Source organism: Halomicrococcus pelagicus (genome assembly GCF_050954125.1).
The window spans coordinates 64,393-87,309 of the sequence record NZ_JBPBWC010000002.1; the positions used below are offsets into that span (position 1 = coordinate 64,393).

The 22,917-nt window shown below is 68.3% G+C and carries 23 protein-coding genes, 1 tRNA gene and 1 pseudogene; 11 read left to right on the forward strand and 14 right to left on the reverse strand.

The annotated features are described in order from the left end of the window. The first annotated feature begins 126 nt into the window (after positions 1-126). Positions 127-537: a Rieske (2Fe-2S) protein gene (locus tag ACRYA2_RS05015; protein ID WP_433624859.1), complete on the forward strand. Its 411-nt coding sequence runs from the start codon at positions 127-129 to the stop codon at positions 535-537. Between the two features lie 25 nt (positions 538-562). On the opposite strand, the gene ACRYA2_RS05020 is transcribed toward ACRYA2_RS05015, so the two are convergent. Beyond that, positions 563-853 (reverse strand): transcriptional regulator, encoded by a 291-nt coding sequence (locus ACRYA2_RS05020; RefSeq protein ID WP_433624861.1) that lies wholly within the window; start codon positions 851-853, stop codon positions 563-565. Between the two features lie 95 nt (positions 854-948). Here ACRYA2_RS05020 and ACRYA2_RS05025 point away from each other — a divergent pair, with 95 nt between their 5' ends. Continuing rightward, on the forward strand, positions 949-2,271 hold the full coding sequence (locus ACRYA2_RS05025) for a D-aminoacyl-tRNA deacylase (RefSeq protein WP_433624863.1): 1,323 nt from the start codon (positions 949-951) through the stop codon (positions 2,269-2,271). Positions 2,272-2,636: 365 nt separating this feature from the next. Here ACRYA2_RS05025 and ACRYA2_RS05030 read toward each other — a convergent pair. Continuing rightward, positions 2,637-2,710, reverse strand: a tRNA-Tyr gene (locus ACRYA2_RS05030). A 130-nt stretch (positions 2,711-2,840) separates the two neighbouring features. Here ACRYA2_RS05030 and ACRYA2_RS05035 point away from each other — a divergent pair. From ACRYA2_RS05035 to ftsZ, 3 genes are all read left to right on the forward strand, one after another. Then, positions 2,841-3,407, forward strand: a complete 567-nt coding sequence (locus ACRYA2_RS05035) for a double zinc ribbon domain-containing protein (protein WP_433624865.1) — start codon at positions 2,841-2,843, stop codon at positions 3,405-3,407. A 184-nt stretch (positions 3,408-3,591) separates the two neighbouring features. After that, a complete protein-coding gene (locus ACRYA2_RS05040) occupies positions 3,592-3,774 on the forward strand; it encodes a ribbon-helix-helix domain-containing protein (RefSeq protein WP_113277109.1) in 183 nt (60 codons plus the stop codon). A 3-nt stretch (positions 3,775-3,777) separates the two neighbouring features. Beyond that, complete coding sequence (ftsZ, locus tag ACRYA2_RS05045; protein ID WP_113277108.1) at positions 3,778-4,968, forward strand: cell division protein FtsZ; 1,191 nt, start codon at positions 3,778-3,780, stop codon at positions 4,966-4,968. Positions 4,969-5,097: 129 nt separating this feature from the next. On the opposite strand, the gene ncsA is transcribed toward ftsZ, so the two are convergent. From ncsA to ACRYA2_RS05095, 10 genes are all read right to left on the reverse strand, one after another. Beyond that, on the reverse strand, positions 5,098-6,066 hold the full coding sequence (gene ncsA / locus ACRYA2_RS05050) for a tRNA 2-thiolation protein NcsA (RefSeq protein WP_433624869.1): 969 nt from the start codon (positions 6,064-6,066) through the stop codon (positions 5,098-5,100). Between the two features lie 417 nt (positions 6,067-6,483). Further along, entirely contained in the window at positions 6,484-7,128 is a 645-nt protein-coding gene (locus ACRYA2_RS05055; RefSeq protein WP_113277106.1) for a DUF7095 family protein, read from the reverse strand. Between the two features lie 88 nt (positions 7,129-7,216). Then, a complete protein-coding gene (locus ACRYA2_RS05060; protein ID WP_433624872.1) occupies positions 7,217-8,134 on the reverse strand; it encodes a mechanosensitive ion channel family protein in 918 nt (305 codons plus the stop codon). Between the two features lie 204 nt (positions 8,135-8,338). Then, positions 8,339-9,562 (reverse strand): outer membrane protein assembly factor BamB family protein, encoded by a 1,224-nt coding sequence (locus tag ACRYA2_RS05065; protein WP_433624875.1) that lies wholly within the window; start codon positions 9,560-9,562, stop codon positions 8,339-8,341. A gap of 538 nt (positions 9,563-10,100) precedes the next feature. Beyond that, positions 10,101-10,646: a hypothetical protein gene (locus tag ACRYA2_RS05070; protein ID WP_433624878.1), complete on the reverse strand. Its 546-nt coding sequence runs from the start codon at positions 10,644-10,646 to the stop codon at positions 10,101-10,103. A gap of 96 nt (positions 10,647-10,742) precedes the next feature. Continuing rightward, complete coding sequence (locus ACRYA2_RS05075) at positions 10,743-11,582, reverse strand: class I SAM-dependent methyltransferase (RefSeq protein ID WP_433624880.1); 840 nt, start codon at positions 11,580-11,582, stop codon at positions 10,743-10,745. A gap of 122 nt (positions 11,583-11,704) precedes the next feature. After that, the gene (locus ACRYA2_RS05080; protein ID WP_433624883.1) at positions 11,705-12,550 is read right to left on the reverse strand and encodes a deoxyribonuclease IV; all 846 of its coding nucleotides are present in this window, start codon (positions 12,548-12,550) and stop codon (positions 11,705-11,707) included. A gap of 202 nt (positions 12,551-12,752) precedes the next feature. After that, entirely contained in the window at positions 12,753-13,358 is a 606-nt protein-coding gene (locus tag ACRYA2_RS05085) for a DUF3238 domain-containing protein (RefSeq protein ID WP_433624886.1), read from the reverse strand. Between the two features lie 4 nt (positions 13,359-13,362). Continuing rightward, a complete protein-coding gene (locus ACRYA2_RS05090; protein ID WP_433624889.1) occupies positions 13,363-14,172 on the reverse strand; it encodes a lipoate--protein ligase family protein in 810 nt (269 codons plus the stop codon). A gap of 81 nt (positions 14,173-14,253) precedes the next feature. Then, complete coding sequence (locus tag ACRYA2_RS05095; protein WP_433624892.1) at positions 14,254-14,727, reverse strand: YbhB/YbcL family Raf kinase inhibitor-like protein; 474 nt, start codon at positions 14,725-14,727, stop codon at positions 14,254-14,256. Between the two features lie 278 nt (positions 14,728-15,005). On the opposite strand from ACRYA2_RS05095, the gene ACRYA2_RS05100 reads away from it, so the two are divergent. Both ACRYA2_RS05100 and ACRYA2_RS05105 read left to right on the forward strand, forming a co-directional pair. After that, positions 15,006-15,713: a class I SAM-dependent methyltransferase gene (locus ACRYA2_RS05100; protein ID WP_433624895.1), complete on the forward strand. Its 708-nt coding sequence runs from the start codon at positions 15,006-15,008 to the stop codon at positions 15,711-15,713. A gap of 60 nt (positions 15,714-15,773) precedes the next feature. After that, a complete protein-coding gene (locus tag ACRYA2_RS05105; RefSeq protein WP_433624898.1) occupies positions 15,774-16,673 on the forward strand; it encodes a glycosyltransferase family 2 protein in 900 nt (299 codons plus the stop codon). Between the two features lie 44 nt (positions 16,674-16,717). On the opposite strand, the pseudogene ACRYA2_RS05110 reads toward ACRYA2_RS05105, so the two are convergent. Next, positions 16,718-17,536: pseudogene (locus ACRYA2_RS05110) on the reverse strand (amidohydrolase family protein). Positions 17,537-17,656: 120 nt separating this feature from the next. On the opposite strand from ACRYA2_RS05110, the gene thsA reads away from it, so the two are divergent. Both thsA and ACRYA2_RS05120 read left to right on the forward strand, forming a co-directional pair. Further along, the gene (thsA, locus tag ACRYA2_RS05115; RefSeq protein ID WP_433624901.1) at positions 17,657-19,255 is read left to right on the forward strand and encodes a thermosome subunit alpha; all 1,599 of its coding nucleotides are present in this window, start codon (positions 17,657-17,659) and stop codon (positions 19,253-19,255) included. Positions 19,256-19,422: 167 nt separating this feature from the next. Next, positions 19,423-19,770, forward strand: coding sequence for a right-handed parallel beta-helix repeat-containing protein (locus ACRYA2_RS05120; RefSeq protein ID WP_433624904.1), 348 nt, complete (start codon positions 19,423-19,425; stop codon positions 19,768-19,770). A 31-nt stretch (positions 19,771-19,801) separates the two neighbouring features. Here the strand turns inward: ACRYA2_RS05120 and ACRYA2_RS05125 are convergent, their stop codons facing one another. Then, the gene (locus ACRYA2_RS05125) at positions 19,802-20,788 is read right to left on the reverse strand and encodes a WD40/YVTN/BNR-like repeat-containing protein (RefSeq protein WP_433624906.1); all 987 of its coding nucleotides are present in this window, start codon (positions 20,786-20,788) and stop codon (positions 19,802-19,804) included. A gap of 312 nt (positions 20,789-21,100) precedes the next feature. Here ACRYA2_RS05125 and ACRYA2_RS05130 point away from each other — a divergent pair, with 312 nt between their 5' ends. Continuing rightward, positions 21,101-22,165, forward strand: a complete 1,065-nt coding sequence (locus ACRYA2_RS05130; protein ID WP_433624908.1) for a glucose 1-dehydrogenase — start codon at positions 21,101-21,103, stop codon at positions 22,163-22,165. Further along, positions 22,162-22,800: a transcriptional regulator GfcR gene (gene gfcR, locus ACRYA2_RS05135; protein ID WP_433624911.1), complete on the forward strand. Its 639-nt coding sequence runs from the start codon at positions 22,162-22,164 to the stop codon at positions 22,798-22,800. The genes ACRYA2_RS05130 and gfcR overlap by 4 nt, the downstream gene beginning before the upstream one ends. Positions 22,801-22,917: the final 117 nt, after the last annotated feature.

Below are 22,917 nucleotides of genomic sequence, written 5' to 3' on the forward strand. Positions count from 1 at the left end.
TAAAGGTTGCTGGTGGACGAGCGCCAGCGGTTGCCGGTGACGCCCCGAACGCTCCCTGCGGGGTTCGACCGGCGGGTCGCGCGGCTTTGCAAAGGCTCAAACCGCTCCCGTGGCTAGCCCGCGGCGATGGACGAGGACAGTCGAATCGCAGCCGTCGACGAGGTGCCGACCGACACGACCCTGCTTTTCACAGTTCGGAAGGGTTTCGACGAGGAGGAGGCCCTCCTCGTGCGAGACGACGGGGAAGTCCGGGCGTGGAAGAACTACTGCCAGCACTGGACGGACGTCCGCCTCGACAAGGGCGACGGCGCATCGATGCGCAACGGCGAACTCGTCTGCGGGAAACACGGCGCGCTGTTCGAGGCCGACACCGGCCGTTGCACCTACGGCCCCTGCGAGGGAGCGGTGCTCGACGAGGTCGAGGTGACCGTCGAGGACGGCGCGGTGTACCTCGTGGACGACCGGTACGAGTTCGTCCAGCAGGGGTCGAACGTCGAGTACGACCTCTCCTCGAACCGCTCGCTCGGCTTCGAGTGACCACCCCGTCTCCGTCGACGGGTCGTCACGCCGGCGCTACCTTGAACTCCGGTTCGTCGACTGCCTCGCTATTGCACTCGGGGCAGCGCGAGGGGCGGTTCGCCGGGTCGTCGAAGGCGTCGAACCCGCAGTCGTGACACTCCGGCGGCGCGACCAGCAGTTGTTCGTCGCCGTCGACGGAGCGGGCGACGTGGCGGACGTGCCGGAGCGCCGCACCGGCGGTGATGTCGAACTCGGCGGCGAGCGCGCTGGGCGAGGCGGCTTCGTCTCGCAGGAAGTCGGCGATTCGCTCGCGCGTCGTCTCGGCGTCGCGCATACCCAGACGTTGGTGCCCCGCGTTGAAATGTGTACCGCGGCCGACCTGTGACCCGATTCGACGCCCTTTTTCGAACCGGCGACCCAGTTCGGACCGTGATAGCCGTCGTCGTCAGCCGCGCCGACCGCGCCTCCGAGCACATCGGCGAGCACCTCCTGGACCTCGCGGACTGGACCGAGCACGAAGACGATACCCGGCCCGACGCCGAAGGGGGCGGGCGCTACTACCGGACCGAGGGGTTCGAACTCAGGGAGTTCGACGCGCTCCACCTCGACGTCGAGGACGCCGCGACGGCGTTCGCGGACCCCGACCTGCTCGTCTTCGCCTCGCGCCACTCCGGCGACACCGGCCCGCTCCTGACGGCGCACTTCACGGGCAACTTCGGGCACGCCGAGTACGGCGGCACCGAAGGCGACCTCGCACGGACCTGCCCGAACGCCCACGCGCACCTGCTCGCGGCGTTCGACGAGCACGCGCCCGACGCCTACGAGGTCGGCATGGAGTGTACGCACCACGGCCCCAGCAGGGTCGGCGTCCCGTCGATGTTCGTCGAACTCGGCAGCGGCGACGAGCAGTGGGACGACCCTGACGGGGCGCGCGCGGTCGCCCGGGCCGTCCTCGACCTGCGCGGGGTCGACGCCCACCGCGAGCGCCAGCTCGTCGGCTTCGGCGGCGGCCACTACGTCCCGCGGTTCGAGCGCATCGTCCGCGAGACGGACTGGGCCGTGGGACACGTCGCGGCCGACTGGTGTCTGGAAGCGCTCGGCGACCCCGAGAAGCGACGCGACACGCTCCGACAGACGTTCGAACACAGCCAGGCCGACTACGCCCTCGTCGAGGGCGACCACCCCGACGTCGAGCGCGTAATCGAGGACCTCGGCTACCGCGTCGTCAGCGAGACGTGGACCCGGGAGACCGCGGGCGTCCCGCTCGTGCTCGCCCGAACCCTGGAGGACGCCATCTCGACGGTCGACGACGGCCTCCGGTTCGGCGACCTCGCGGACGAGGCGTCGGAGTTCGAGGTCGTCTCCCTGCCGACCGAACTGCTCGCCGACGCGTCCGGTGTGGACCTCGAGCGCGCCCGGGACGCGGTCGCGCGCCACGTGCTGGCCTACGAGACCGAGGAGGGCGGCACGCGCGCCGCCGGACGCGCGGCGGTCGGGGACGCCGCGGACTACGACCGCATCGTCGACGCCCTCGCCGACCTCGTCGCGGAGCGGTACGACGAGGTCGAGCGCACCGCCGACGCCGTCGTCGCCCGCGAGACGGCGTTCGACCCCGAGAAGGCTCGCAGTCTGGGTATCCCCGAAGGGCCGGCGTTCGGGAAACTGTCGAACGGTCGGCCGGTCGAGGTGGACGGCGAGACCGTTCCGCCCGAGGCGGTGCGCACCGAGCACACGCACCGGTTCCCGGTCTGAACGCTCGCACGTCGACGAGTCGCTTCGACCACGCCGCTCGGTGGTGACCGCTGCTGGCACTCCGGCTTCGGGTGTGAGCACGTCCGTATTACATCGTCTCCCGTCGATTACGTTATGTTTATTCCACTGACCAGAGGGCGTTTACAGACCTCAAACCAGTCGTTTACGTCTACTATGCCAAGAAATCCGACATAAAGGGGATAGAGTTGTCTCGCGAACCGTGAACGACTGCCCGCCGGGACGAGCCGACGAGTTCGGCCGGCGTGGCGGTTCACGACGAAGCAGACGGAATGGTCGGCGACGGCAGAGACGGACGCGTAAACGGCCGAGGAACGCGCCCTGTTCGCGGTACAGGTCGGAGAAAATCCGCCCTCCCCGATTTGAACGGGGGACAAGTCGATCTACAGTCGACTGCTCTACCAGTCTGAGCTAAGGGCGGGCACGTATCTACAGCTAAGCGCCCTGCCGGACTTAAGAATTATTATTCGGCGGGCCGAAGAGGAGAGACGAAAAGATTCAAATAGCCTGCGTCCAGTTGTATCGGCACCCAACCAATTCAGGTGGCCGACATGAGCAAGATAACCTTCCGCGCCGACGACGACCTTGTCGAGCGTCTCGAGGCGCTCGACGCTTCCAAGAGCGAGGCGATGCGGGAGGCGCTCCGTCAGTATCTGGACGCCGCCGGGAACCGAGGGGATGCCGGCGGCCGCGACGACGGCAGCATCGACGCCGTCGTCGCCGAGCGCGTGGACGAGCTCCTCGACGAGCGGCTCTCGCGGCGAGCACCGCGCGAACCCGAGAGCGCGCGCGACATCAACGTCAACGTGACCGTCGAAGGTACGGGCGAGACCAGCGCGCACGAGCGAACGGCGGACCGTTCGGGTACGACCGACGAGGAACGTGCTGAGCGCTCGAGAGAAGACCGTCAGACGACCGCCGACACGTCTCAGGAATCTGAGAGTTGCACGCAGTGCGGCGAATCGCTCGACGCCGGCCACGTCTACTGTCCGAACTGCGGCGAGAAAGCCGTCCATCGTATCTTCTGTGACTGCGGCGACGAGCTGCGGTCCGACTGGGCGTTCTGCCCTGGCTGCGGGCGCAGAACGCCCTCCGCCGACGTTCTCGACACGCCGTAAAACATCTCGTTTTACGCTCGCCGTTAATTATATAAGTAATGGCTATGTGTGTAATGCTACGTAAGACGGTCGTCTTACGCCGTGCAGACAGGGCAGGAAAAACGGCTGCCTCGAACGGCAACGCGGCGTAAGACGAGCGAAGCGCGATGCCGCGCATCGTCTTACCGACAAGGGGAATACAGCTATGGAGCGCGTGACACTTCGCATTCCGAAACAGCAGATCGAGGAAGTCGAACAGATGGTCGAAACAGGAGAGTTCCCGAATCGCAGCGAGGCGATACGGGCAGCCGTGCGAGACATGCTCAAAGAGCAGGACGATACGAGCACGGAGACCACGAACCGCAAGCGCACTTGGGCGAAGGTGTAAACGATGCAGGATATCGTTCAGGACGCCCTCGACAACGCCGAAGCAGAGCAGCGCGACATGGATGCGACGGCTGCCGACGACTTCGGTGACCCGCGCATCGTCATCGTCGGCTGCGGCGGCGCAGGCAACAACACCATCAACCGCCTGTACAACATCGGCGTCGACGGGGCCGATACGGTCGCCATCAACACCGACAAGCAACACCTGAAGATGATCGAAGCCGACACGAAGATACTCGTCGGCAAGTCGCTCACGCAGGGACTCGGGGCCGGCGGCGACCCCGAGATGGGCGAGCGCGCGACCGAGATGGCCCAGGGGACCATCAAGGAAGTGCTCGGTGACGCCGACCTCGTCTTCGTGACCGCAGGCATGGGCGGCGGCACGGGCACCGGCGCTGCGCCGGTCGTCTCGAAGATCGCCAAAGAACAAGGCGCTATCGTCGTCGGGATGGTCTCGACGCCGTTCAACGTCGAGCGTGCGCGCACGGTGAAGGCCGAAGAGGGCCTGGAGAAGCTTCGCAACGAGGCCGACTCCATCATCGTGCTCGACAACAACCGGCTGCTCGACTACGTCCCGAACCTGCCCATCGGCAAGGCGTTCTCGGTGATGGACCAGATCATCGCCGAGACGGTGAAAGGCATCTCCGAGACCATCACCCAGCCCAGCCTCATCAACCTGGACTACGCCGACATGACGTCCATCATGAACCAGGGTGGCGTCGCAGTGATGCTCGTCGGCGAGACCCAGGACAAGAACAAGACCGAGGAGGTCGTCCGCGACGCGATGAACCACCCGCTGCTCGACGTGGACTACCGCGGTGCGTCCGGCGGTCTCGTCCACATCACGGGTGGCCCGGACCTCACGCTCAAGGAGGCCGAGGGCATCGCGGCCAACATCACGGAGCGACTGGAGGCCAGCGCGAACGTCATCTGGGGCGCACGCATCCAGGAGAACTACAAGAACAAGGTGCGCGTGATGGCCATCATGACCGGCGTCCAGAGCGCCCAGGTGCTCGGTCCGTCGACCCAGAAGCAGGCAGACAAGTCGCGCCAGCAGATGCACGACATCGACGACCAGTCGTTCGACGCCAGCCAGAACGTACCCGCCGACAACGCCTCGTCGTTCGGCACGCAGAGCGACGGCGGCCGCGACGAGGTCGAAGAGCAGAACAACGGCCTCGACGTCATCCGATAGTCGTTCGTCGCTGCCTTCGACACGCTTCTCTCCCAGCCACCACATCTTCGCTGTCTCGTCGCGCGGCGGGTCGCGGCGACTGACTACGTTCGACCGAACGCGGCGTCCGCGAACGTCGTCGCCCGCCGTTCAAACGGCGTGGACGGCCTCGACGAGGGAGCACTTCCGACACAACTCGCGCGTCGTCGACGCGCCACAGCGCTCGCACTCCCCGAGTTCCCGGTCGCCCTCGCCGGCACCGAACTCCTCGGCCGCGAGCGCGGCGAGTTCCTCGTAGCCGGCCATTATCGAGTGGCGCGTACCGGGGTGGTTCTCCTCCAGTGAGAGCATGAGGTCCTGGATTTCGGCGCGGTAGGCCTCGCTCGAGTGGGGACACTCAGTGATGTGCGCCGGGAGGTCCTCGAGTTGCGCGTAGAGGGCGACTTCCTTCTCCGGAACGTCCCGCAGCGGCTTCGCGCGCGGGACGAAGTCGTCCTGGTCGCTGCGCTCGTCGAAGGGAGCCAGGCTCGCGTCGAAATGCTTGGCGACCTGGGCAACGTCGCCCTCCAGGAAGTTCATCAGCGCCGTCTCGGCCTCGTCGTCGAGATTGTGCCCGGTGAGGAGCTTGTCCGCGTCCAGTTCTTCGGCGTACTTCGACAGCAGGTCGCGGCGGAACACGCCACAGTACGCGCAGGCGGCCATGTTCTCGGGGTCCTTGTCGACGACGTCGTCCATCCGAAGGTCGAACTCCTCCTCGTAGGTGACCACCTCGTGACGGAGGTCGAGGTCGGCCGCGAGTTCCTCGCAGGCCTCCAGGCTCTCGTCGCGGTAGCCCTCGATACCCTCGTGGATCGTCAGCGCCACGATCTCGACCCGGGGGTCCTCCCGGAACGTATCGTGGAAAATCTTCGTTAGCACGACGCTGTCCTTGCCGCCGGAGAGGCCGACCAGCCACGTCTCGGGGTTCTCGGGCGTCGCAGACGAGGACAGGAGGTCGTCCTCCCGGACGCGCCGCCGGACGCGCTTGTCGACGGACCGACAGAAATGCTCCTCGCAGAGATGCAGCCCCGAGTAGGCCGCGTGCATGACCGCCTCCCGATCGCACTTGTCGCAGTCCATCATTTCTCGGTTGCGTCGCCGGGCGTTTCACCGTTTCGGGTCGGTGTAAACGATAGAGCGCTATAGCAAATCGACAGATCGGCGCGAACGGTCGTCCGATCGGACGCCGCTCCGTCGGTTCTCGTGCCTCTCGGACGGAATCGGCGTTTCGGCGTACAGCGCATCTCGCGAGCGCAATTACAGGGAGAACGTCGCGTCTGCGGTCGCACGCCCCCGGAGATTCGTTCCTCTGGCAGAACATCGAGGAGCGCGAAGCAAACCCTTCGCTACGAGTGGACGAGATTTTAGATAGGAGGCCGCGGCCAGAGCCGGCGTGATCTGAGAACCGCCGCGCGAGTGGTCGGAGCGGTCGTGCGGCGCACCCTTGCGCGGAACCGGAACGCACCGCCCGTTCGCTTTCATCCGCGGAGGCCCGGACTACACGACGTCGCCCCGCACCGTCGTCCCCTCCTGGCGCTTGCGGTAGGATTCGACTGCGTCGGCCGCTTCGTCGGTCCGGTCCTCGTCCATTCCGAGCATCTCCAGCGCGTCGGGCAGCGTCGGGAAGGGGAGTTCGCTCTCGCGGAGCTTCCGCATGGCCTCCTCGCTGCGCTGGCCCTCGACCCAGAGGCAGACGCCGCGCGGGTCGAGAATCTGCTCGTAGGCGTCCCGCGCTATCGCTCCCTTCAATCGCTGGGTGACGTTGTCCTCGAAGCTGGAGTTGCAAACCTCGAGGTGGACCGGTTCGTCCTCCGAGAGGAGGTGAGCGGCGAGACACTTCTCCGGCGCGGCGTGTCCACTGTCGTTCGCCCGGAGCAGATCGGGATGTTCGTCGGCCCACTCGGCGCGGACCGTCTTGCCGACGCCTTTCACGCCGTGAGACTTGCGGAACTCCTCCTCGCGGTCGGCGTCACCGCGGAGCAGGATGTCCTTCGTGACGTACACGTCGAGGCGGTCGACGGGGTCGAGACCGAGCGCCACGTCGCCGTACACCCAGAGTTCGCGGACCGGAACCGGCATCGTGTCGTTCTCGACGGTCTCGACGATGTCCTCGACGCGCTCGATGGCCGCGCTTCGCTCCATGGTCTCTGGTCGTCCGGTTGGGCTTCGGAGCGGATAAACGCGCTGGATGTCGAAAGGGGGCCAAGTAGCGACCGCTGTCGACGGGTCGTCAGTCGTCGGCAGACGCTTCCGGTTGGTGGGTTTCGAAGTCGCCTTCGATGTCGACGCCGCCCGTGAGCTGGCGGTAGGGGTACGGCATATCGATGCCTTCGGCGTCGCAGCGCTCCTTGACCGACTGGACGAGTTCGGACGTGATGCCGACGAAGTCACTTCGGTTCGGGTTCTCGATCCAGAACCGCGTCTGGAGGCCGACGTAGGAGTCGGCAAGTTCGGTCACCCGAACGCTGATTCCGGGGTCGTCCAGAATGCCCTCGACCTTTGAGGCCTCGTCGAGGATTATCTCTTTGGCGTGGTCGATGTCGTCCTCGTAGCCGATGCCGAAGACGAACTTGTTCCGGAGTTTGTCGTACGCGACCGGATTCGTGACTGCGTTGTTCGCGAGGTCGCCGTTCGGGACGGTAATCTGTTCGTTGTCGAAGGTTCTGACGCGGGTCACCCGGAGGTCGATCTCCTCGACTCGACCCTCGCCGTCGGGCCACTCGATCCAGTCGCCGATCTCGAACGGCCGGTCCTTGAGGATGAACACGCCGGCGACGAAGTTGGCGAGCAGGTCCTGCATGGCGAATCCGACCGCCAGTGCGACGGCGCCGGCGAACACGGAGAACGCGGCGATGACGCTCCCGAATCCGGCGACGGTGAACGCGACGGCGATGGCGAGCAGGGCGACGACGACGCCCGCGACGTTCTCGCCGAGACTGGCGACCGTCGGGTCGAAGCCCCGCCGGTCGAGCACGCGGCGGACGAACGGGACGAGAATCGCCCGTCCGAGCAGGTAGACGACGACGAACCCGAGGACGAAAGCTATCACCTGGCCGACGATGCCGCCGTACTGGTTCAGCAGTTCCGACACCGATGTGGGAATCGGTCCCTCGGCCTGGACGAGAGGAACGTGAGACACGACCGACATAGCGGACGGTTTGTAGAAGTTACGTAAGAGCGTTGTGGCCATCACGTCAGGATCGACGTCCTCACCACGTTTCGCCGGCGAAACCGGCCAGTACTGAGTCGGATTGGCGACCCAGGTCCGTCGACTGGACGTAGCAGAACGGGGCGGCAATCGGGAAGCGATGGGTCTCGGACCGAACCGCGGTTCGTGCCCTGGCTTGCGCTCCTATTCGGCCGTCAACCACCGGAACGCGTACGTCGCGTCGCTCGCGGCGTAGATTCGATTGCCGATGGTGACGTGCTCGACCGGTCCACCGGTCTCGAACCGCCGGCGCTCGCTTCCGTCGCGGGTGTCGAGGGCGTACACCCTGTGGTCGGACGCACCGACGACGACCGTCCCGTTCCCGACGACGGGCGCGGTCAGCGTACCGGAGGGCGTGAACGCGGGGGGGAACGTCCACCGGACACCGTCGCGGTCGAGCGCGACCAGCCACTCCCGGCTGCTCCCGTCGTCGGCACCGTCGGACGTCACCGCGTACACGTCGCCCGGACGCTTTTCGACGTTGGAACCACCGCCGGGAAGGGTACCGGCGGTGTGCCTGCTGGAAACGGCGCTCGCCGCGAGGTGTTCGACGGCCTCACCGCGGTCGAGTGACATCCGCCAGCGCTCGGAACCGTCGGGTGCGTGAGCGACGACTTCGTTCGCCTCGGTGCCAGCGTAGACGGAGCTACCGACGGCGAGCGCCCGGACGCCGTCGCCCGCCGTCCAGCGTTCCTCGCCAGCGTCGGCGTCGAGTACGACGACCTGTCCGTCACAGACTGCGTAGACCTGGCCGTTGCCGACCGCGATGTCCGCGACCGAACTGATGGTTTCGCAGTCGCCGGCGTAGGTCCACCGGTGGGTTCCGGCGTCGAACGCCCGGACGACGACGCGCTCCTCGCCCGTCGCGACGTAGAGCGTGCCGTCGGCGACGACGGGACCGGCGACCGCTTGCGACTGGAGCTGGGTTTGCCACTGCGCGCGACCGTCGGCGGCGAACGCGATGAGTTCGACGCCTGTGGCGACGTAGACGTTCCCGGCGGCGGCCACCGGCGGTGCCGCGAGGTCGCCCGTCCGGGCCGTCCAGTGAGCGCCGCCGCTGCCGCCCGCGAGCGCGGTGAGGTCGTCGCCACCGACGTAGACGCGACCGTTCCCGGTGGCGAGCGCCCCGACGGAGTCGGAGCGCCACCGCAGGTCGTCGGACTTGGCGAGTGCGTACAGGAACCCCTCGCTATCCCCGAGGTAGACGGTGCCGTCGGCGACCGCGGGCGCGTACTCGACGCCGTCGAGGTCGACGGTCCAGCGCGTCTCGCGGTCGTCGAGGTCGAACGCCATCAGCGTCTCGCCGACGTCGGCGACGTAGGCGGTGCCGTCGGCGACCGCGGGTGCGAACAGGCGGCGGTCGCTCACCTGCTCGCTCCAGTCGACCCACGCGTCGTCGCCCGGGCCGGGGACGGCAGTCGCCCCGGTGTTGCCGGCGTCGTGCTGGTAGCTCGTCCAGTCCGCGGGGGCGGCCGGAGTGGGGGACGCGTCGGCGGCGTCGGCCGACTGTCGGACGGGGTCAGCCGGACCGGATTCGCCGGGAGCGGCGAGAGCGTTTCCGGAGAGGCTTCCGGTACTGAGGGCGGCGGCGGTCAGTGTCAGGAATTTGCGTCTCGTTCCGTCGAGGGGACACGATATGCGACCACGGAAGCAACGGATTGATTTTATTATGAGGCTGTTAAACCCCTCGTCGTGACTTGGAACTGGTAGTTTCCCGGACGTGAGCGACCGGCGTCGTCCGACCCCTCTACCGCCGGGCGACTACCAGCATCCACCCAGTGTGACACTGTTCATCCGCGAATGGAAACGTCCCGACTGGTCGGAATGTCCGAACGTTACGCACCCCCGCGATGGACCCGTCCGCCGACGCCGTGCTCGTCCGGTCGTCCGTTCGCCGCGTGTTCGGCTACTCTCCCGGCAACGAGCGCCAGCGACCGTCCCGGTCCCGGACCGCGGCGAGCGCCAGCGACGACCCGCCGACGACGAGACCGAGACCGAAGAAGGACCAGAGAATCCGCGTACCGCCCGGCCACTGCGCCGCCAGCAGCCCTGCGACGAACAGCTGTATCGCGCCCGTCGCCGCCAGGTACCGGCGGTCACCGCGGTCGGGCGCCCGCGCGGCGGCGACGAGGCGATGGACGCCGAACGCGACGAGTACGGCCGACAGTAGCAGCGGGACGGTCGTCGACCCGACGGGGACGACCAGCAGGCCGAGTCCGGCGGCGGCGTAGACCGTCGCGAGCAGGAGGTCCCGGAGCGTCGCTTCGCGGTCGGTCACCGCCACGGCGTGCTGGGCGAGCACGACCGCGACCACCACGAGCGCGACGGCGAGCCAGAGCGTGACCACCCCGAGCAGGGCCGGCAGACCCACGACGAGCAACCCGACGCCCGCGACGACCACCCCCGCCGCGAAGCGATTGCGCCACTCGTCCGCGTCGGTCCGTCCGACCATTGCTACAGGTTCTGTCCCCCCGTTCGACGCCATCTCCGGAACGAATACGGCGTTCTCCGGGAAGGGTCTTCCCCTCGGAACGTCTCCCGCTCGCCGTCAGCCGGACGGTTCTCCGTCGACTCGCCCGACTGTCACGTAGAAGGGAACCGCCTCGGCGCGCCGGTAGGTCCGGTCGCCCATCTGCTCGACCACGTCGCGACCCATCTCGCGCCACGCCGTTCGCAGGTCCTCGTACTCCTCGGCGTCGAGCGGGCCGACGAGCGTCTCGCGGCGCTCGGCGAGGGCCGCACCGCTGGCTTTCCGCTTCGCGGCCGCTAGGTCGCGTTCCTCGTACGGCGGTTCGACGGTCTTCTCGTGGTAGTGCTCGCGCGTCGTCACGTCGCGGAGGCCGGCGTCGTGGAACGCCTCGCGGGTGCCTTCGCCACCGAGCGCGACGTCCGTGTCGGCACCCGCGACGAACGCGGCGCGGGCGCGCCGGGCGAGCTCGCCCTCGCGTTCGACGGTCGAGTCGACCGACACCGCGGCGTTGTCCGGTTCGACCGCGGCCACGCCGTCGCTCGCGACGCGGGCGAACTCCCGGACGGCGCGCTCGGGATCGGGCAGGTTGACGAGCAGGGCCTGACAGACCACGAGGTCGAAGCTGTCATCCGGGAACGGGAGGCGGTGGGCGTCGCCCGCGAGGAACGACTGGCGGGGGCCGCGGTGCTCGCGCGCCACGGCGAGCAGGTCGGGGTCCGCGTCGACGCCGACCACTTCACGCGTACCGTCCCCCTCCCCCGCCATCTCCTCCGCGAGGACGCGCGTCAACTCGCCCGTGCCGCACCCCACGTCGAGCACTCGCTCGCGGTCGGGGAGGTCCAGGTCCGCGAGCGCCTCGCGGGACTCCCAGAGCCCCTCGCGGGTGCGGCGCAGGTAGTCGGCGGAGAACCGTCGCACGATTGATGCCTCGGTCGCCCTTCGGGGAGGCGCGGCAAAAACGGGGCGGTTCGTCACCGCCGACGGCGCGGGGGAGGCCGTCGACGGGGACGCGGTTCCTCTCGGACGCTGACGGCGGTCGCTTAGCAGTCGTCCGCGTCGCCGTCGCGCAGTTCCTTCACGCGCTCGATGTTCCACGCGAAGCCCTTGCCGTCCTCGTTGGGTGTCTCGAGCACGAGCGGAACGTCTTCGAGGTCGGGATGGTTGAGGAACGCTCGCATCCCCTCCTCGCCGATGCGACCCTCGCCGACGTGAGCGTGTTCGTCCTTGTTCGTGCCACACTCGTGTTTGGAGTCGTTGAGGTGGATACACTTCAGATGTTCCAGCCCGACGACATCGTCGAACTCGGCGACGGTCTCCGCCACCGCCTCCTCGCTGGAGAGGTCGTAGCCGGCGGCGAACGCGTGGGCGGTGTCGAGACAGACGTCGAGGTCCTGGTCCGAGCGGTCGAGCACTTCCGCGAGGTGTTCGAAGTCGCCGCCGAGTTTCGTCCCGCTGCCGGCGTCGCTCTCGACGAGGACGGTCACGCCCTCGGGGACGTCGAGTTCGTCGAGCGCGCTCGCGGCGTTGTCCAGGCCGCCGTCGACGCCCGCACCGGTGTGCGCGCCGAGGTGGACGTTGACGTACTCGATGCCGAGCTGGTCCGCAGCGTCGACCTCCTTCTGCATGCTGTCGATGGACTTCTCGCGGAGGTCGTCTTTGGGCGTACAGAGGTTGACGAGGTACGACGAGTGGATGACCCACGACCCGTCGAGCTTCGCGGCGGTGCCGTCGCGGAACGCCGCCGCCTCCTCGTCGCCGATACCGGGGTCCTGCCACACCTGCGGGGAGTGCGTGAATATCTGGCCGCAGTTGCCGCCGACCTCGCGCTGCCGTTCGACGGCGTTGTCGACGCCGCCCGCGATGGAAACGTGTGCTCCAACTCTCATGTGAGCCGTCTACTAATTCGGCATTCAAAGGTACTTCGAACCGCACGCGGTCGGCGGTCGAGCTATCTGATAATCGGGATTACACGAGAACCGCGGTCGATTCGGCCGGGTCGGCGGTCGGCGACCGCTCGCTGGACCCGACGACGGACGCCGCCGACGAGACGCGACGCCAGCGCCGGCAGAGTCGAACGCGCCGGACCGCTCACTCCGGGCGGAGCGTGCGCTCGAACTCGTAGTCCATCGGCCCCGCGAGCGCCGCGTTCGTCTCGCCCGCCTCGCGGTAGTCGTGGCGGTACACCGTCCGGAACTCGCCGAAGTCGACCTGCGCGTACCACTCGAAGCAGGGAAAGCCGTCGTGGCGGCCCGTCACCTCGACCGTTCCGTCGCGACCGACCGTCACCGCGACCGCGTAGTCGACGGGGTCGGGATGGGCGACCAGCGGGTTGCTCGCGCTGGCGTGCATCTCGAAGGTGACGCCGTCCTCGCGCCACGCGGGGCCGGTGCAGAAGACGCCGTCGGCGTCGGCCCTCCCCGTCCGCGTCTCCTCGCTCCCGTCCGGTCGCGTGACGCGCTCCACCGACCGACCGGTGTCGGCGGTCGCGAGCAGGTCCTCGCGTTCGAAGTCGACGACCGCCGCCTGTTCGACCCGCGAGCGGCCGGCGTCGACCGCGTGCGGGGTGAACTCCCGGTCGTCGCCCCGGTACTCGACCGTCGGTCCGCCGTCGTCCGACCGCGACCGCGATATCCACGCGTCCGGGATGAACGCGGCGGCGCGAATCCTGACGAGGTCGACCGAGTCGCCGTGCATGGTTTCAGGCGGTGGGGTCCTCGCGGCGTTGGTTCCAGGTCTTGCTCGCGAACTTTGCGTCGGCGTGTTCGCGGGCGCGTTCCAGTTCGCCGTCGGTCCAGGCCCCCTCGTCGGCGTCGGCCCAGTCGAGCATGGCGCTCTCGACGGCATCGACGGCCTCCTCGCGGTCGACGCCGGATTCCTCCCGAATCGTGGTGACGCGCTCGCGGAACTCCTCAGGCGCGGTCGGGGGGTCGGCGAAGACGCCGAGGTGACGGTCGGCGTCGAGCGCGAACTTCAGCGATCCGTGCTGGATGACGGCGTCCTTCCGGCGGTACTGGGCGTTGCCGCTGATCTTCTTCCCGCCGGCGACCACGTCGTGGGCGGGGTGGAGCTTCCGCAGGTAACACGCCGGCTGGTGGAGGGCCGGCAGTTCCTCCTCGGTGAACCGGGCGTCGACGCCCATCCGCTCGAACGCGTCGAAGACGGGGTCACAGAGCAGTTCGTAGGTGTCCATCAGGTCGCCTGGAAGCTCCTCCGCCGGCGCGACGATGGTGTAGGAGATGTCGCCGAAGTGGTCGTGGTAGATACCGCCGCCGCCGGTCGGTCGGCGCGTGACGGTGATACCCTCGCGCTCGCAGAACTCCCAGTCCACCGTCTCGGGGTCCTGCCGGTAGCCAAGCGAGAGCGTGCTCGGTTCCCAGCGGTACACGCGGAGCGTGCGCGGGCCGCCGTCGGCCGCCGTCTCGGCCGCTATCTCGTCGAGCGCCATGTTCAGCGGCCCGTCCCACGACTCCTCGCGAATCAGCCGCCACTCCCTGTCCGCCAGCGTCATGCGCCCAGATTGGCGCGGACCGGGTAAATCGATTGCGGAGGGTTGTCGCCGCGACCGGCGGTCCGAAGCGGCGTCCGGGCGTCAGCGCTCGAACGTACCGGTGAGCCGGGTGCTGGCTATCTCAGCACCCTCCATCGCGTCGTCGAGGTCCCGGCGCTTCGCGCCCGGGGCGAGGTCGAGCGTCTCGTCGAGCGCGACGGCCGTGAACCGGTACTCGTGGGGACCGTCGCCCTCCGGCGGGCAGGGGCCGCGGTAGCCGAGTTCGCCGAAGTCGTTCGTGCCCTGCACCGCCCCGTCGAGCGTCCCCACTGTCTCCGCCTGGGGGACGTCCTCGTGGATTTCGACGGTGTCCGGCGGGAGGTTCCAGAGCAACCAGTGCGTAAACGTGGCGGTCGGCGCGTCCGGGTCGTCGACGACCACCGCCAGCGACTCGGCGTCGTCGGGAACGTCCCCGACGGTGAGCGACGGTGAGACGTCGTCGCCCTCGCAGGTGAACTTCGTCTGTATCGCCTCGCCGTGCGTGAACGCGGACGTTCGGACGGAGAACTCACCCATGTGTGAACACTGACCGCGGGACCGGAAAGGCGTGCCGGCCACGAGCAGGCCCCGAACTACTCGGGGTCGGGCTCTCAGACGAGTTCTTCGTCGCCGTCCCGCCCGGACGTCGGGTCGGTCGCTCGTCGCCACCGACGGACGATTCTATATTGCGCTATACAATTTATCGGCGGTCGCGTGTCGCCGCGACCGTCCTGGCGCTCCGGCGACACGCCCCCGGCGAGACGCATTCAGTACCATTTTATCCCCCCGGCGGAGTATTCCCGTGTGAGAGAAGCGTGAAGGGGCAGGAGTGGTATCAGGCCACGGAGGTCGCCGAGGAGTACGAAGAGAAGCGATTCTCTCGCGGGGGACGACTCATCGACCGGCGCGAGAAGCAAGCGGTGCTCGACGCGCTGGGGCCCGTCGACGAGAAGAACGTTCTCGAGATCGCCTGCGGTACCGGCCGATTCACGGTCATGCTCGCGGAACGGGGCGCGAACATCGTCGGCCTCGACATCTCCGGGCCGATGCTCCAGCAGGGGCGGCGGAAGGCGCGCAACGCGGGCGTCGCCGACCACCTGGAGTTCATGCGTGGCGACGCCGGTCGACTGCCGTTCCCGGACGACCACTTCGACGTCGTCCTGGCCATGCGATTCTTCCACCTCGCAGACACCCCCGCGACGTTCCTGAGCGAGATGCGTCGGGTCGCCAAGGAACAGGTCTTCTTCGACACGTTTGCCGGGCCGAGCACCCGGAGCCTCTACAATTGGCTGCTGCCGATGGGGTCCCGGCTCTACTCGCCCGACGACGTGGAGAAGCTGCTCGACGAGACGGGACTCACGCTCGTCGGTGCCGAACACGACTGGGTGCTGCCGTACGGCTTCTACCGGAAGATGCCGGACAGCGTGGCGAGTCGCTTCCGCGACATCGACACGACCCTCGGCGAGACCCCGGTCGGCGACAGTCTCGCCTCGGTCTCCTACTGGAACGCGGCGGTCGAGTGACCCCGGAGCAGTAGTACGGTCCCGGAGCGCTTTTACGGGTCGGGAATATGAGAGGGCGGTATGGATCTCTCCGTGGTGGTCCCCACGCTCAACGGCCGGGACCGTCTCCGCGCGTGCCTCGACGCACTCGCCGAGCGCGTCCCGAACGCCGAAGTCGTCGTGGTCAACGGCCCGTCGGCCGACGGCACCACGGGGATGCTGCAGGAACGCGACGACGTGAGCGCGCTGGTCGAGGTGTCGGACCGGAACCTCAACGTGGCGCGCAACGCCGGTATCGCCGAGTCGACGGGCGACGTCGTCGCGCTGGTCGGTCAGGACGTGACCGTCGAGGAGACGTGGCGCGACGGCGTCGCCGCGGCGATGGACGACGGCGCGACGGTAGTGACCGGTCCCGTCCACCGGGCCGTCCGGGCGGGGATGACCACCGAGTCGGTCGAGACGCGGACCATCGCTGGCCGCGACGTGACCTACTTCGCCGGCGAGAACGTCGCGTTCGAGCGCGAGACGCTGGAATCGGTCGACGGCTTCGACGAGAACCTCCACACCGGCGGCGCGCGCGACTGCGCGCACCGACTCGCCGGCCAGGGCAGCGCGGTCACCTGGTCGTCGTCGGTCTGCGTCGAGTCGGGCGACGACGGCGAGGGCGTCGAGCGCGACTGGGGAACGAAGTACCGCGCGCTCGCCTACCGGATGGTAAAAAACTACGGCCCGCGGCTGACGGTGTTCCGACGGACGTTCCAGGACGCGCTCGCAGACGCCCGGTCGGTCGCCCGCGAGGTGGTCGCCGGCGACGCCGAACCGTCGCTGTGGTTTGGGGGTGGCAAGCAGGTCGTCGGAAGCATCGTGCTCGGCGCCGTGGACGGGTTGCGAGCGCGATTCGCCGACCGGAGCGAGTCGCGGAATCCGGCCGGACTCTCCTCCCGCTCCGACCGCGCCGTCGAGCGATACGACTGGCGCTGAGGTTCGGACGGTACGCGAACAGCCGCGAGCGTCGAAACGGAGTTCTAGTTCTCGGGAGCGAGGCCGTCGACGACCCGGGAGGGGTTCCTGGAGAACACCTTCCGCATCGCGTCCTCGGGCACGTCCAGGGTGAGGACCTCCATGACGGCGACGTTCGGGTGGGCGCTGGGCGCGCCGCTGCCGAACAGCACGCGGTCGGGATGTTCCATGACGGCCTGCTCCAGCGGTTCGCGGTAGCGGACGAAACTCGTGTCGAGGTAGCAGTCGTCGTTGTCGGCCAGCAGGTCGATGGCGTCGTCCATCAGGTCGCGGTCGAGGGGGAAGCCGCCGAAGTGCGAGAGGACCACGGGGAACGACCGGTCGAGCAGCGTCTCGGCCGCCGACGCGGGCGGGAAGCCCCGTCCCGCGCGGACGAGCACGGGGAGGTCGACGTCCTCCAGTCAGTCGAGCACGTCGTCGGTTGGGAGGCCGTCGGAGACGGGGTCGAGTTTGAACCCGTGGAAGCGGTCGTCGTAGGCGTACTGTTCGACGTCCTCCGGCGAGGTGTGGTGGTCCTTGCGGCGCGCGCCGAGGTTCCGGAGGCGGGCGGTCGCGCTGCCGGTCGGGTCCCGCGGACCGTCGATGCGGGCGAACGCGACGAACGGTCGGTCGACGCTCCGCCGGGCGACGGCGTTGTTCGCTTTCAGGTAGCTCTTCCCCTCTCGTGGGCCGGCGAAGACGACGGCCGCGACGACGCCCGCCTGGTGCATCTCGCGCTCCAGTTTCTCGGGCGAGATGGCTCGCCCGCGCGCCGTCACCGCATCGTCGAGCGTGAGTCGGGAGTGAACGTCGACGACGCGAAAGCGGTGCTCCAGTTCCAGCATCGACTCGTCTTTCTACCGTATCCCCGTTTGTAGTTATCGGCTAGAAGACGTGTGTCTCGGCGTGACGGGGCGAAGCTGGATGGAAAAATATATATAGAATATCAAACATCGTTTAACACGATGTCAGGATCAGGTCAGGGACAGCGGCGCATGGGACGAGGTGGACGACCGATGTTCATCCTCAGCGAGGACAGCCAGCGAACGCAGGGCGAGGACGCCCAGTCGTCGAACATATCGGCGGGGAAAGCCGTCAGCGAATCGGTACGCACGACGCTCGGCCCCCGCGGGATGGACAAGATGCTCGTCACCGACGACGGCGACGTGACGATCACGAACGACGGGGCGACCATCCTGAACACGATGGACATCGAGCACCCCGCCGCTCAGATGATCGTCGAGGTCGCCGAGACCCAGGAGGAAGAGGTCGGCGACGGTACGACGACCGCGGCCGTGCTCGCCGGGGAACTGCTCGCGAAGGCCGAGAACCTCCTCGAACAGGACGTACACCCGACGACCATCGTCGAGGGGTACGCCCAGGCCCGCGGCATCGCCATGGACGTCGTCGACGACCTCACCCTGGAGGGTGACGTCGACGACGACCTCCTCCGGCAGGTCGCCGAGTCCAGCATGACGGGCAAGGGCACCGGCGACGTGACGACCGAGCGCCTCGCCGAGGTCGTCGTCGACGCCATCCGCCGCGCAGAGCGCGAGGACGGCGTCGACCGCGACGCCGTGCGCGTCCACACGCAGGTCGGCGCGAGTTCCAGCGCGACGGAACTGGTCGAGGGCCTCGTCGAGGACGCCGAGCCGGCACACAAGAACATGCCGCGCTCGGTCGAGGACGCCACGGTCCTCGCGACCGACGGCACCTTCGGCGTCCGCGAGACGGAGGTCGACGCGGAGTACACGGTCGAGGACGTCGACCAGCTCACGGCCGCGATGGACGCCGAGGAGCGTCAACTCCGCGAACTCGCCGACGCCATCGCCGAGGCCGGCGTCGACGTCGTCTTCTCGCACTCCTCTATCGACGACCGCACCGCGGCGTATCTCGCCGAGAACGGTATCCTCGCGTTCGAGGACGTCGACGACGAGACGACGACCACCATCGCGCAGACGACCGGCGGCCAGCGCACCAGCAAGCCGGACGAGATAGAGGACGACGAACTCGGTCACGCCGACAGCGTCCACGTGGAGAAGTACGACGACGACGACCGCGTATTCGTCGAGGACGGCGCGGACGCCCAGTCCGTCACCGTCTTCGTCCGCGGCGGCACCGAACACGTCATCGACGAACTCGAACGCGCCCTCCAGGACGCGCTGGACGTCGTCACCGCCGCCGTCGACACGGGCGGCGTCGTCCCCGGCGCGGGCGCGACCGAGATAAACCTCGCCTCGCGCATCCGCGACGAGGCCGCCGGCATCGAGGGCCGCAAGCAGCTCGCCGTCGAGGCGTTCGCCGACGCCGTCGAGGTGCTGCCCCGCACGCTCGCGGAAAACACCGGCATGGACCCCATCGACGCGCTGGTGGACCTGCGCGCCGCCAACGACGACGAGGAGGGCCGCGCCGGCATCATCTCGACCGGCGAGACGGGCGAGATCGCCGACCCCGTCGAGAAGGGCGTGCTCGACCCGGCCGCCGTCAAGCGCGAGGCCGTCGAGAGCGCGACCGAGTCCGCGACGATGATCGTCCGCATCGACGACGTCATCGCCGCCGAGTGAGCCGGTCGACGCAGTCAGGGCCGGCTTAACCCGGTCGTAGACCGGTCGGTCGCCGGTCGACGGCGGTCAGGCCCCGACTGTCCGGCGTAAGCCGACGCAGATTCGGCGTGAACGCCACTGAACCGACACCCGTCCTTTTTCCGACCCCGGTCGAACGCCGGGATGCCATGCGAACGACGCGACGACTCCTCGTGACCGCACTCGCCTGTGCGCTTCTGCTCGGCGGCGGCGTCGCCACGGCGACGGCCGGCGGGGGCGGGGATACGACCAGAATCGGTAGCCAGCACATCACCATCAGCGACGCGACGGTCACCGTCTCGGACACGACCATCTCGGGGGAGGGCCTTCCGAGCGCGACCGTCGAGGACCGGGCGTTCACCGTCGAGAAATCGAAGACCACGATAGACGGCGTGACGATAACCGTCGACGGCGAGACGTACGAGTTCGGCCGGACGACGATAGTGGTCGAGAACGTGGGCGTCCACCTCGAAGACGTGACGCTGACGGGAAGCTAACCGACCCCATCGGGGGTTCCTTTTCCGCTCGTCAGTCGACGACGGCCAGTCCGCGGACCGTCCGGCTCTCGAACGCCGCGGGCCAGTCGACCGACAGCCGCGACCACGTCGTCCCGGCGTCGCGGGTCCGGAACAGACCGCGATTGTTCGCGGCGTACGCCTCGCCCGCGTCCGACCCTGCCGCGAGCACGGCCCGGAGCACCCCCTCGCCGGTCGGCAGGCCGTCGAGGCGCGCCCACTCCTCGTCCTGCTTCCTGTAGACGTACGATTCGGCGGCGTCGGCGTTGTGCGCCGATCGGGGTCCGCTGGCGCTCGACAGGAGGACGGTGTCGGGGTCGCCGGGGTCGACGGCGACGCTCCAGCAGTAGCGGTGGCCCAGTCCGTCCTGGGGGTGGTCCCAGGTCGCGCCGCCGTCGTCGGTCTCGGCGTACCCGTCGCCGGCCGCCGCCCACGCGCGCTCCGGGACGTCAGGGTGGGTCGTCAGCGAGTGGTTGTCCCGGCGCGCGCCCGGGACGCGGTCCTCCCAGGTCTCGCCGCCGTCGTGCGTCTGGACCAGGGCACCGGCCTCGATGCCGACGTAGAGATGGTCGGGGTCGTCGGGTGCCGGCTCTATCCACCGGACGTGGTGGGTGTGGGGCCGCGGCGGGAACGACCACTCCGACGCCGACGGCAGGTCGGTCAGCCCCTCCTTCTCCGTCCAGGTCTCCCCGTCGTCGCCGGAGCGGTAGACCGCACTGGGTTCCGTGCCGGCCCAGACCGTCCCGTCCGGGCTGACCGAAAGCGACGTCACCCGTTCGCCGACCGTCTCCTCGCCGACGCGTTCGAACGACTCGCCGCCGTCCGTCGAGCGATACAGTCCGTCGTCGAAGGTGCCACAGAAGACCGTCGACCCCGTGGCGGCGACGCACTCCGGTTCGACCCCATCGCCGTCGAGTCGCTGCCGGGCCGTCCACGTCCCGCGGTCGTTACGTTCGGCGACCAGCAGCGCCGCCCGCATCGCGGTGAACAGCGTTACCATAGTTTACGTACGACCGCTCGGAACGTGAATCTGTCCGTGGGCCGGTGAGCGTGCGGACGTGGCGATGGAGGAGAGCGGCGATGGATGGCGAGACGCCGCGGTGAAGTAACGATAGGGCGGAAAGCGATGGAATCCGGGGCGTAGCGGTAGACGAGAGGACAGGCGGAGCGGATGGTCGAGACGGCGGTTCTGACAGGCGTTCGGGTCGACGTGAGCGCCGACACTGCGGACGGAAGGCGACCATCCGCTGCATTCGAACTATTTACTCGAAAAAGAATAAATCTTTTGCCCTCGCGGAAACGAGGGGGACGTATGGAAGCAGTCGCACTCCGACGGGGCGAGACGGCCCCCGAACTGATAGAGAAACCGCGGCCCGACCCGGACCCCGGGGAGGTACTGGTGCGGACGCTTCGCGTCGGCGTCGACGGCACCGACCACGAGGTCATCGCCGGCCGCCACGGCGAACTGCCGGCGGACGACGACCACCTCGTCCTCGGCCACGAGGCCGTCGGCGTCGTCGCCGACCCGAACGGCACGGACCTCCGCGAGGGCGACCTCGTCGTCCCCACGGTCCGGCGACCGCCCGCCGACGGGCCGACGGAGTGGTTCGAGCGCGGCCAGCCCGACATGGCTCCGCCGGACGAGACCGTCGAGCGCGGCATCTCCGGCGCGCACGGGTTCATGAGCGAGTACTTCACCAGCCCGACCGAGTATCTCGTCACGATACCTGACTCGCTCGCGAAGTGGGGCTTCCTCGTCGAGCCGGTAAGCATCTCCGAGAAAGCGCTGGAACTCGCCGAGGCCTCGCGGTCGGCGTTCGACTGGCGGCCCGAGTCGGCCATCGTGCTCGGCAACGGCAGCCTCGGACTTCTCACCCTCGCCATGCTCGACGACCGCTTCGAGCGCACCTACTGTCTCGGGCGGCGCGACCGTCCCGACCCGACCATCGACGTCATCGAGGACCTCGGCGCGACGTACGTCGACTCGCGGCAGACGCCGGTCTCCGAGATTCCGGACGTCCACGAACCGATGGACCTCGTCTACGAGGCGACGGGCTACGCGAAACACGCCTTCGAGTCGGTCGGAGCGCTCGCGCCGAACGGCGTCGCCGCGCTCCTGGGCGTCCCCGATTCGTGGACGTTCGAGGTCGACGGCGGCGACCTCCACCGCGAACTCGTGATGACGAACAAGGCGCTCGTCGGCAGCGTCAACTCCGGACGCCGCCACTTCGAGGCCGCCACGGAGACGCTGTCGGACATGCCGGCCTGGCTACTCGACGACCTCGTCACCGGCTCGTACGACGTGTCGGAGTTCGAACAGGCGTTCGAGGACGACGAAACGACAATAAAGACGGCGGTTAAATTCCACACTCAATGAAGAACGTAGACGATCTCATCGAAAGTGCGGCGGAACTGACCGAGCGCGGCCTCTCGAAAGGAGAGATAGCCGACGAACTGAACGTCTCGCGCGAGACGGCGAGCTGGCTGGTCGAACGCAGCGGGACGGCGGCCACGACCCCCGAACCGTCGGGCGGTCCGCACGACATCCACGTCGACTGGAGCGCGGTCGGTCGGGACAGCGCTCGCCTCGGGCACGTCGGCGCGGCGATGGCCGACCTGCTGTCGAAACACGGCGAGGACGTCGACCTCACCATCGGCATCGAGAAGGCTGGCGCGCCGCTGGCGACGACGGTGGCGCGCGAGCTCGACACCGACCTCGGGACGTACGCCCCCCGGAAACACCAGTGGGAGGAGGGCGACATCGAGGAGTACGGCGAGTACGGCGGCAGCTTCTCGCGCAACTTCGCCCAGATCCGCGACCGCGACTGCTACGTCGTCGACGACACCATCACCAGCGGGACGACGATGACCGAGACTATCGAGGCCATCGAGGAGCAGGGCGGTAACCCGGTCGCCTGCGTCGTGCTCGCGGACAAGCAGGGCATCGACGACATCGAGGGCGTCCCCGTCTACTCGCTCGTCCAGGTCATCGGCGTCGGCAGCGAGGAGTAGTCGACGGCGGCGTCACCCGTCTCGAAGGAGGCTCACCGCCGTCCGAACGACCGTCTCACTCGCCGTCGAGCGCGGTCGACAGCGGTTGACGAGTCGCAACTTCTTTGCGTACGGGGG

What these genes read in the sequence shown, in the direction of transcription:
- ACRYA2_RS05125 (WP_433624906.1), bottom strand. Translation starts at nt 20,788, where the DNA reads ATGGTAACGCTGTTCACCGCGATGCGGGCGGCGCTGCTGGTCGCCGAA.
- ACRYA2_RS05095 (WP_433624892.1), bottom strand. Translation starts at nt 14,727, where the DNA reads ATGGGTGAGTTCTCCGTCCGAACGTCCGCGTTCACGCACGGCGAGGCG.
- ACRYA2_RS05055 (WP_113277106.1), bottom strand. Translation starts at nt 7,128, where the DNA reads ATGGAGCGAAGCGCGGCCATCGAGCGCGTCGAGGACATCGTCGAGACC.
- ACRYA2_RS05130 (WP_433624908.1), top strand. Translation starts at nt 21,101, where the DNA reads ATGGAAGCAGTCGCACTCCGACGGGGCGAGACGGCCCCCGAACTGATA.
- ACRYA2_RS05040 (WP_113277109.1), top strand. Translation starts at nt 3,592, where the DNA reads ATGGAGCGCGTGACACTTCGCATTCCGAAACAGCAGATCGAGGAAGTC.
- ACRYA2_RS05105 (WP_433624898.1), top strand. Translation starts at nt 15,774, where the DNA reads ATGGATCTCTCCGTGGTGGTCCCCACGCTCAACGGCCGGGACCGTCTC.
- ACRYA2_RS05120 (WP_433624904.1), top strand. Translation starts at nt 19,423, where the DNA reads ATGCGAACGACGCGACGACTCCTCGTGACCGCACTCGCCTGTGCGCTT.
- thsA (WP_433624901.1), top strand. Translation starts at nt 17,657, where the DNA reads ATGTCAGGATCAGGTCAGGGACAGCGGCGCATGGGACGAGGTGGACGA.
- ACRYA2_RS05080 (WP_433624883.1), bottom strand. Translation starts at nt 12,550, where the DNA reads ATGAGAGTTGGAGCACACGTTTCCATCGCGGGCGGCGTCGACAACGCC.
- ACRYA2_RS05015 (WP_433624859.1), top strand. Translation starts at nt 127, where the DNA reads ATGGACGAGGACAGTCGAATCGCAGCCGTCGACGAGGTGCCGACCGAC.
- gfcR (WP_433624911.1), top strand. Translation starts at nt 22,162, where the DNA reads ATGAAGAACGTAGACGATCTCATCGAAAGTGCGGCGGAACTGACCGAG.
- ncsA (WP_433624869.1), bottom strand. Translation starts at nt 6,066, where the DNA reads ATGGACTGCGACAAGTGCGATCGGGAGGCGGTCATGCACGCGGCCTAC.
- ACRYA2_RS05060 (WP_433624872.1), bottom strand. Translation starts at nt 8,134, where the DNA reads ATGTCGGTCGTGTCTCACGTTCCTCTCGTCCAGGCCGAGGGACCGATT.
- ACRYA2_RS05085 (WP_433624886.1), bottom strand. Translation starts at nt 13,358, where the DNA reads ATGCACGGCGACTCGGTCGACCTCGTCAGGATTCGCGCCGCCGCGTTC.
- ACRYA2_RS05020 (WP_433624861.1), bottom strand. Translation starts at nt 853, where the DNA reads ATGCGCGACGCCGAGACGACGCGCGAGCGAATCGCCGACTTCCTGCGA.
- ACRYA2_RS05090 (WP_433624889.1), bottom strand. Translation starts at nt 14,172, where the DNA reads ATGACGCTGGCGGACAGGGAGTGGCGGCTGATTCGCGAGGAGTCGTGG.
- ftsZ (WP_113277108.1), top strand. Translation starts at nt 3,778, where the DNA reads ATGCAGGATATCGTTCAGGACGCCCTCGACAACGCCGAAGCAGAGCAG.
- ACRYA2_RS05035 (WP_433624865.1), top strand. Translation starts at nt 2,841, where the DNA reads ATGAGCAAGATAACCTTCCGCGCCGACGACGACCTTGTCGAGCGTCTC.
- ACRYA2_RS05070 (WP_433624878.1), bottom strand. Translation starts at nt 10,646, where the DNA reads ATGGTCGGACGGACCGACGCGGACGAGTGGCGCAATCGCTTCGCGGCG.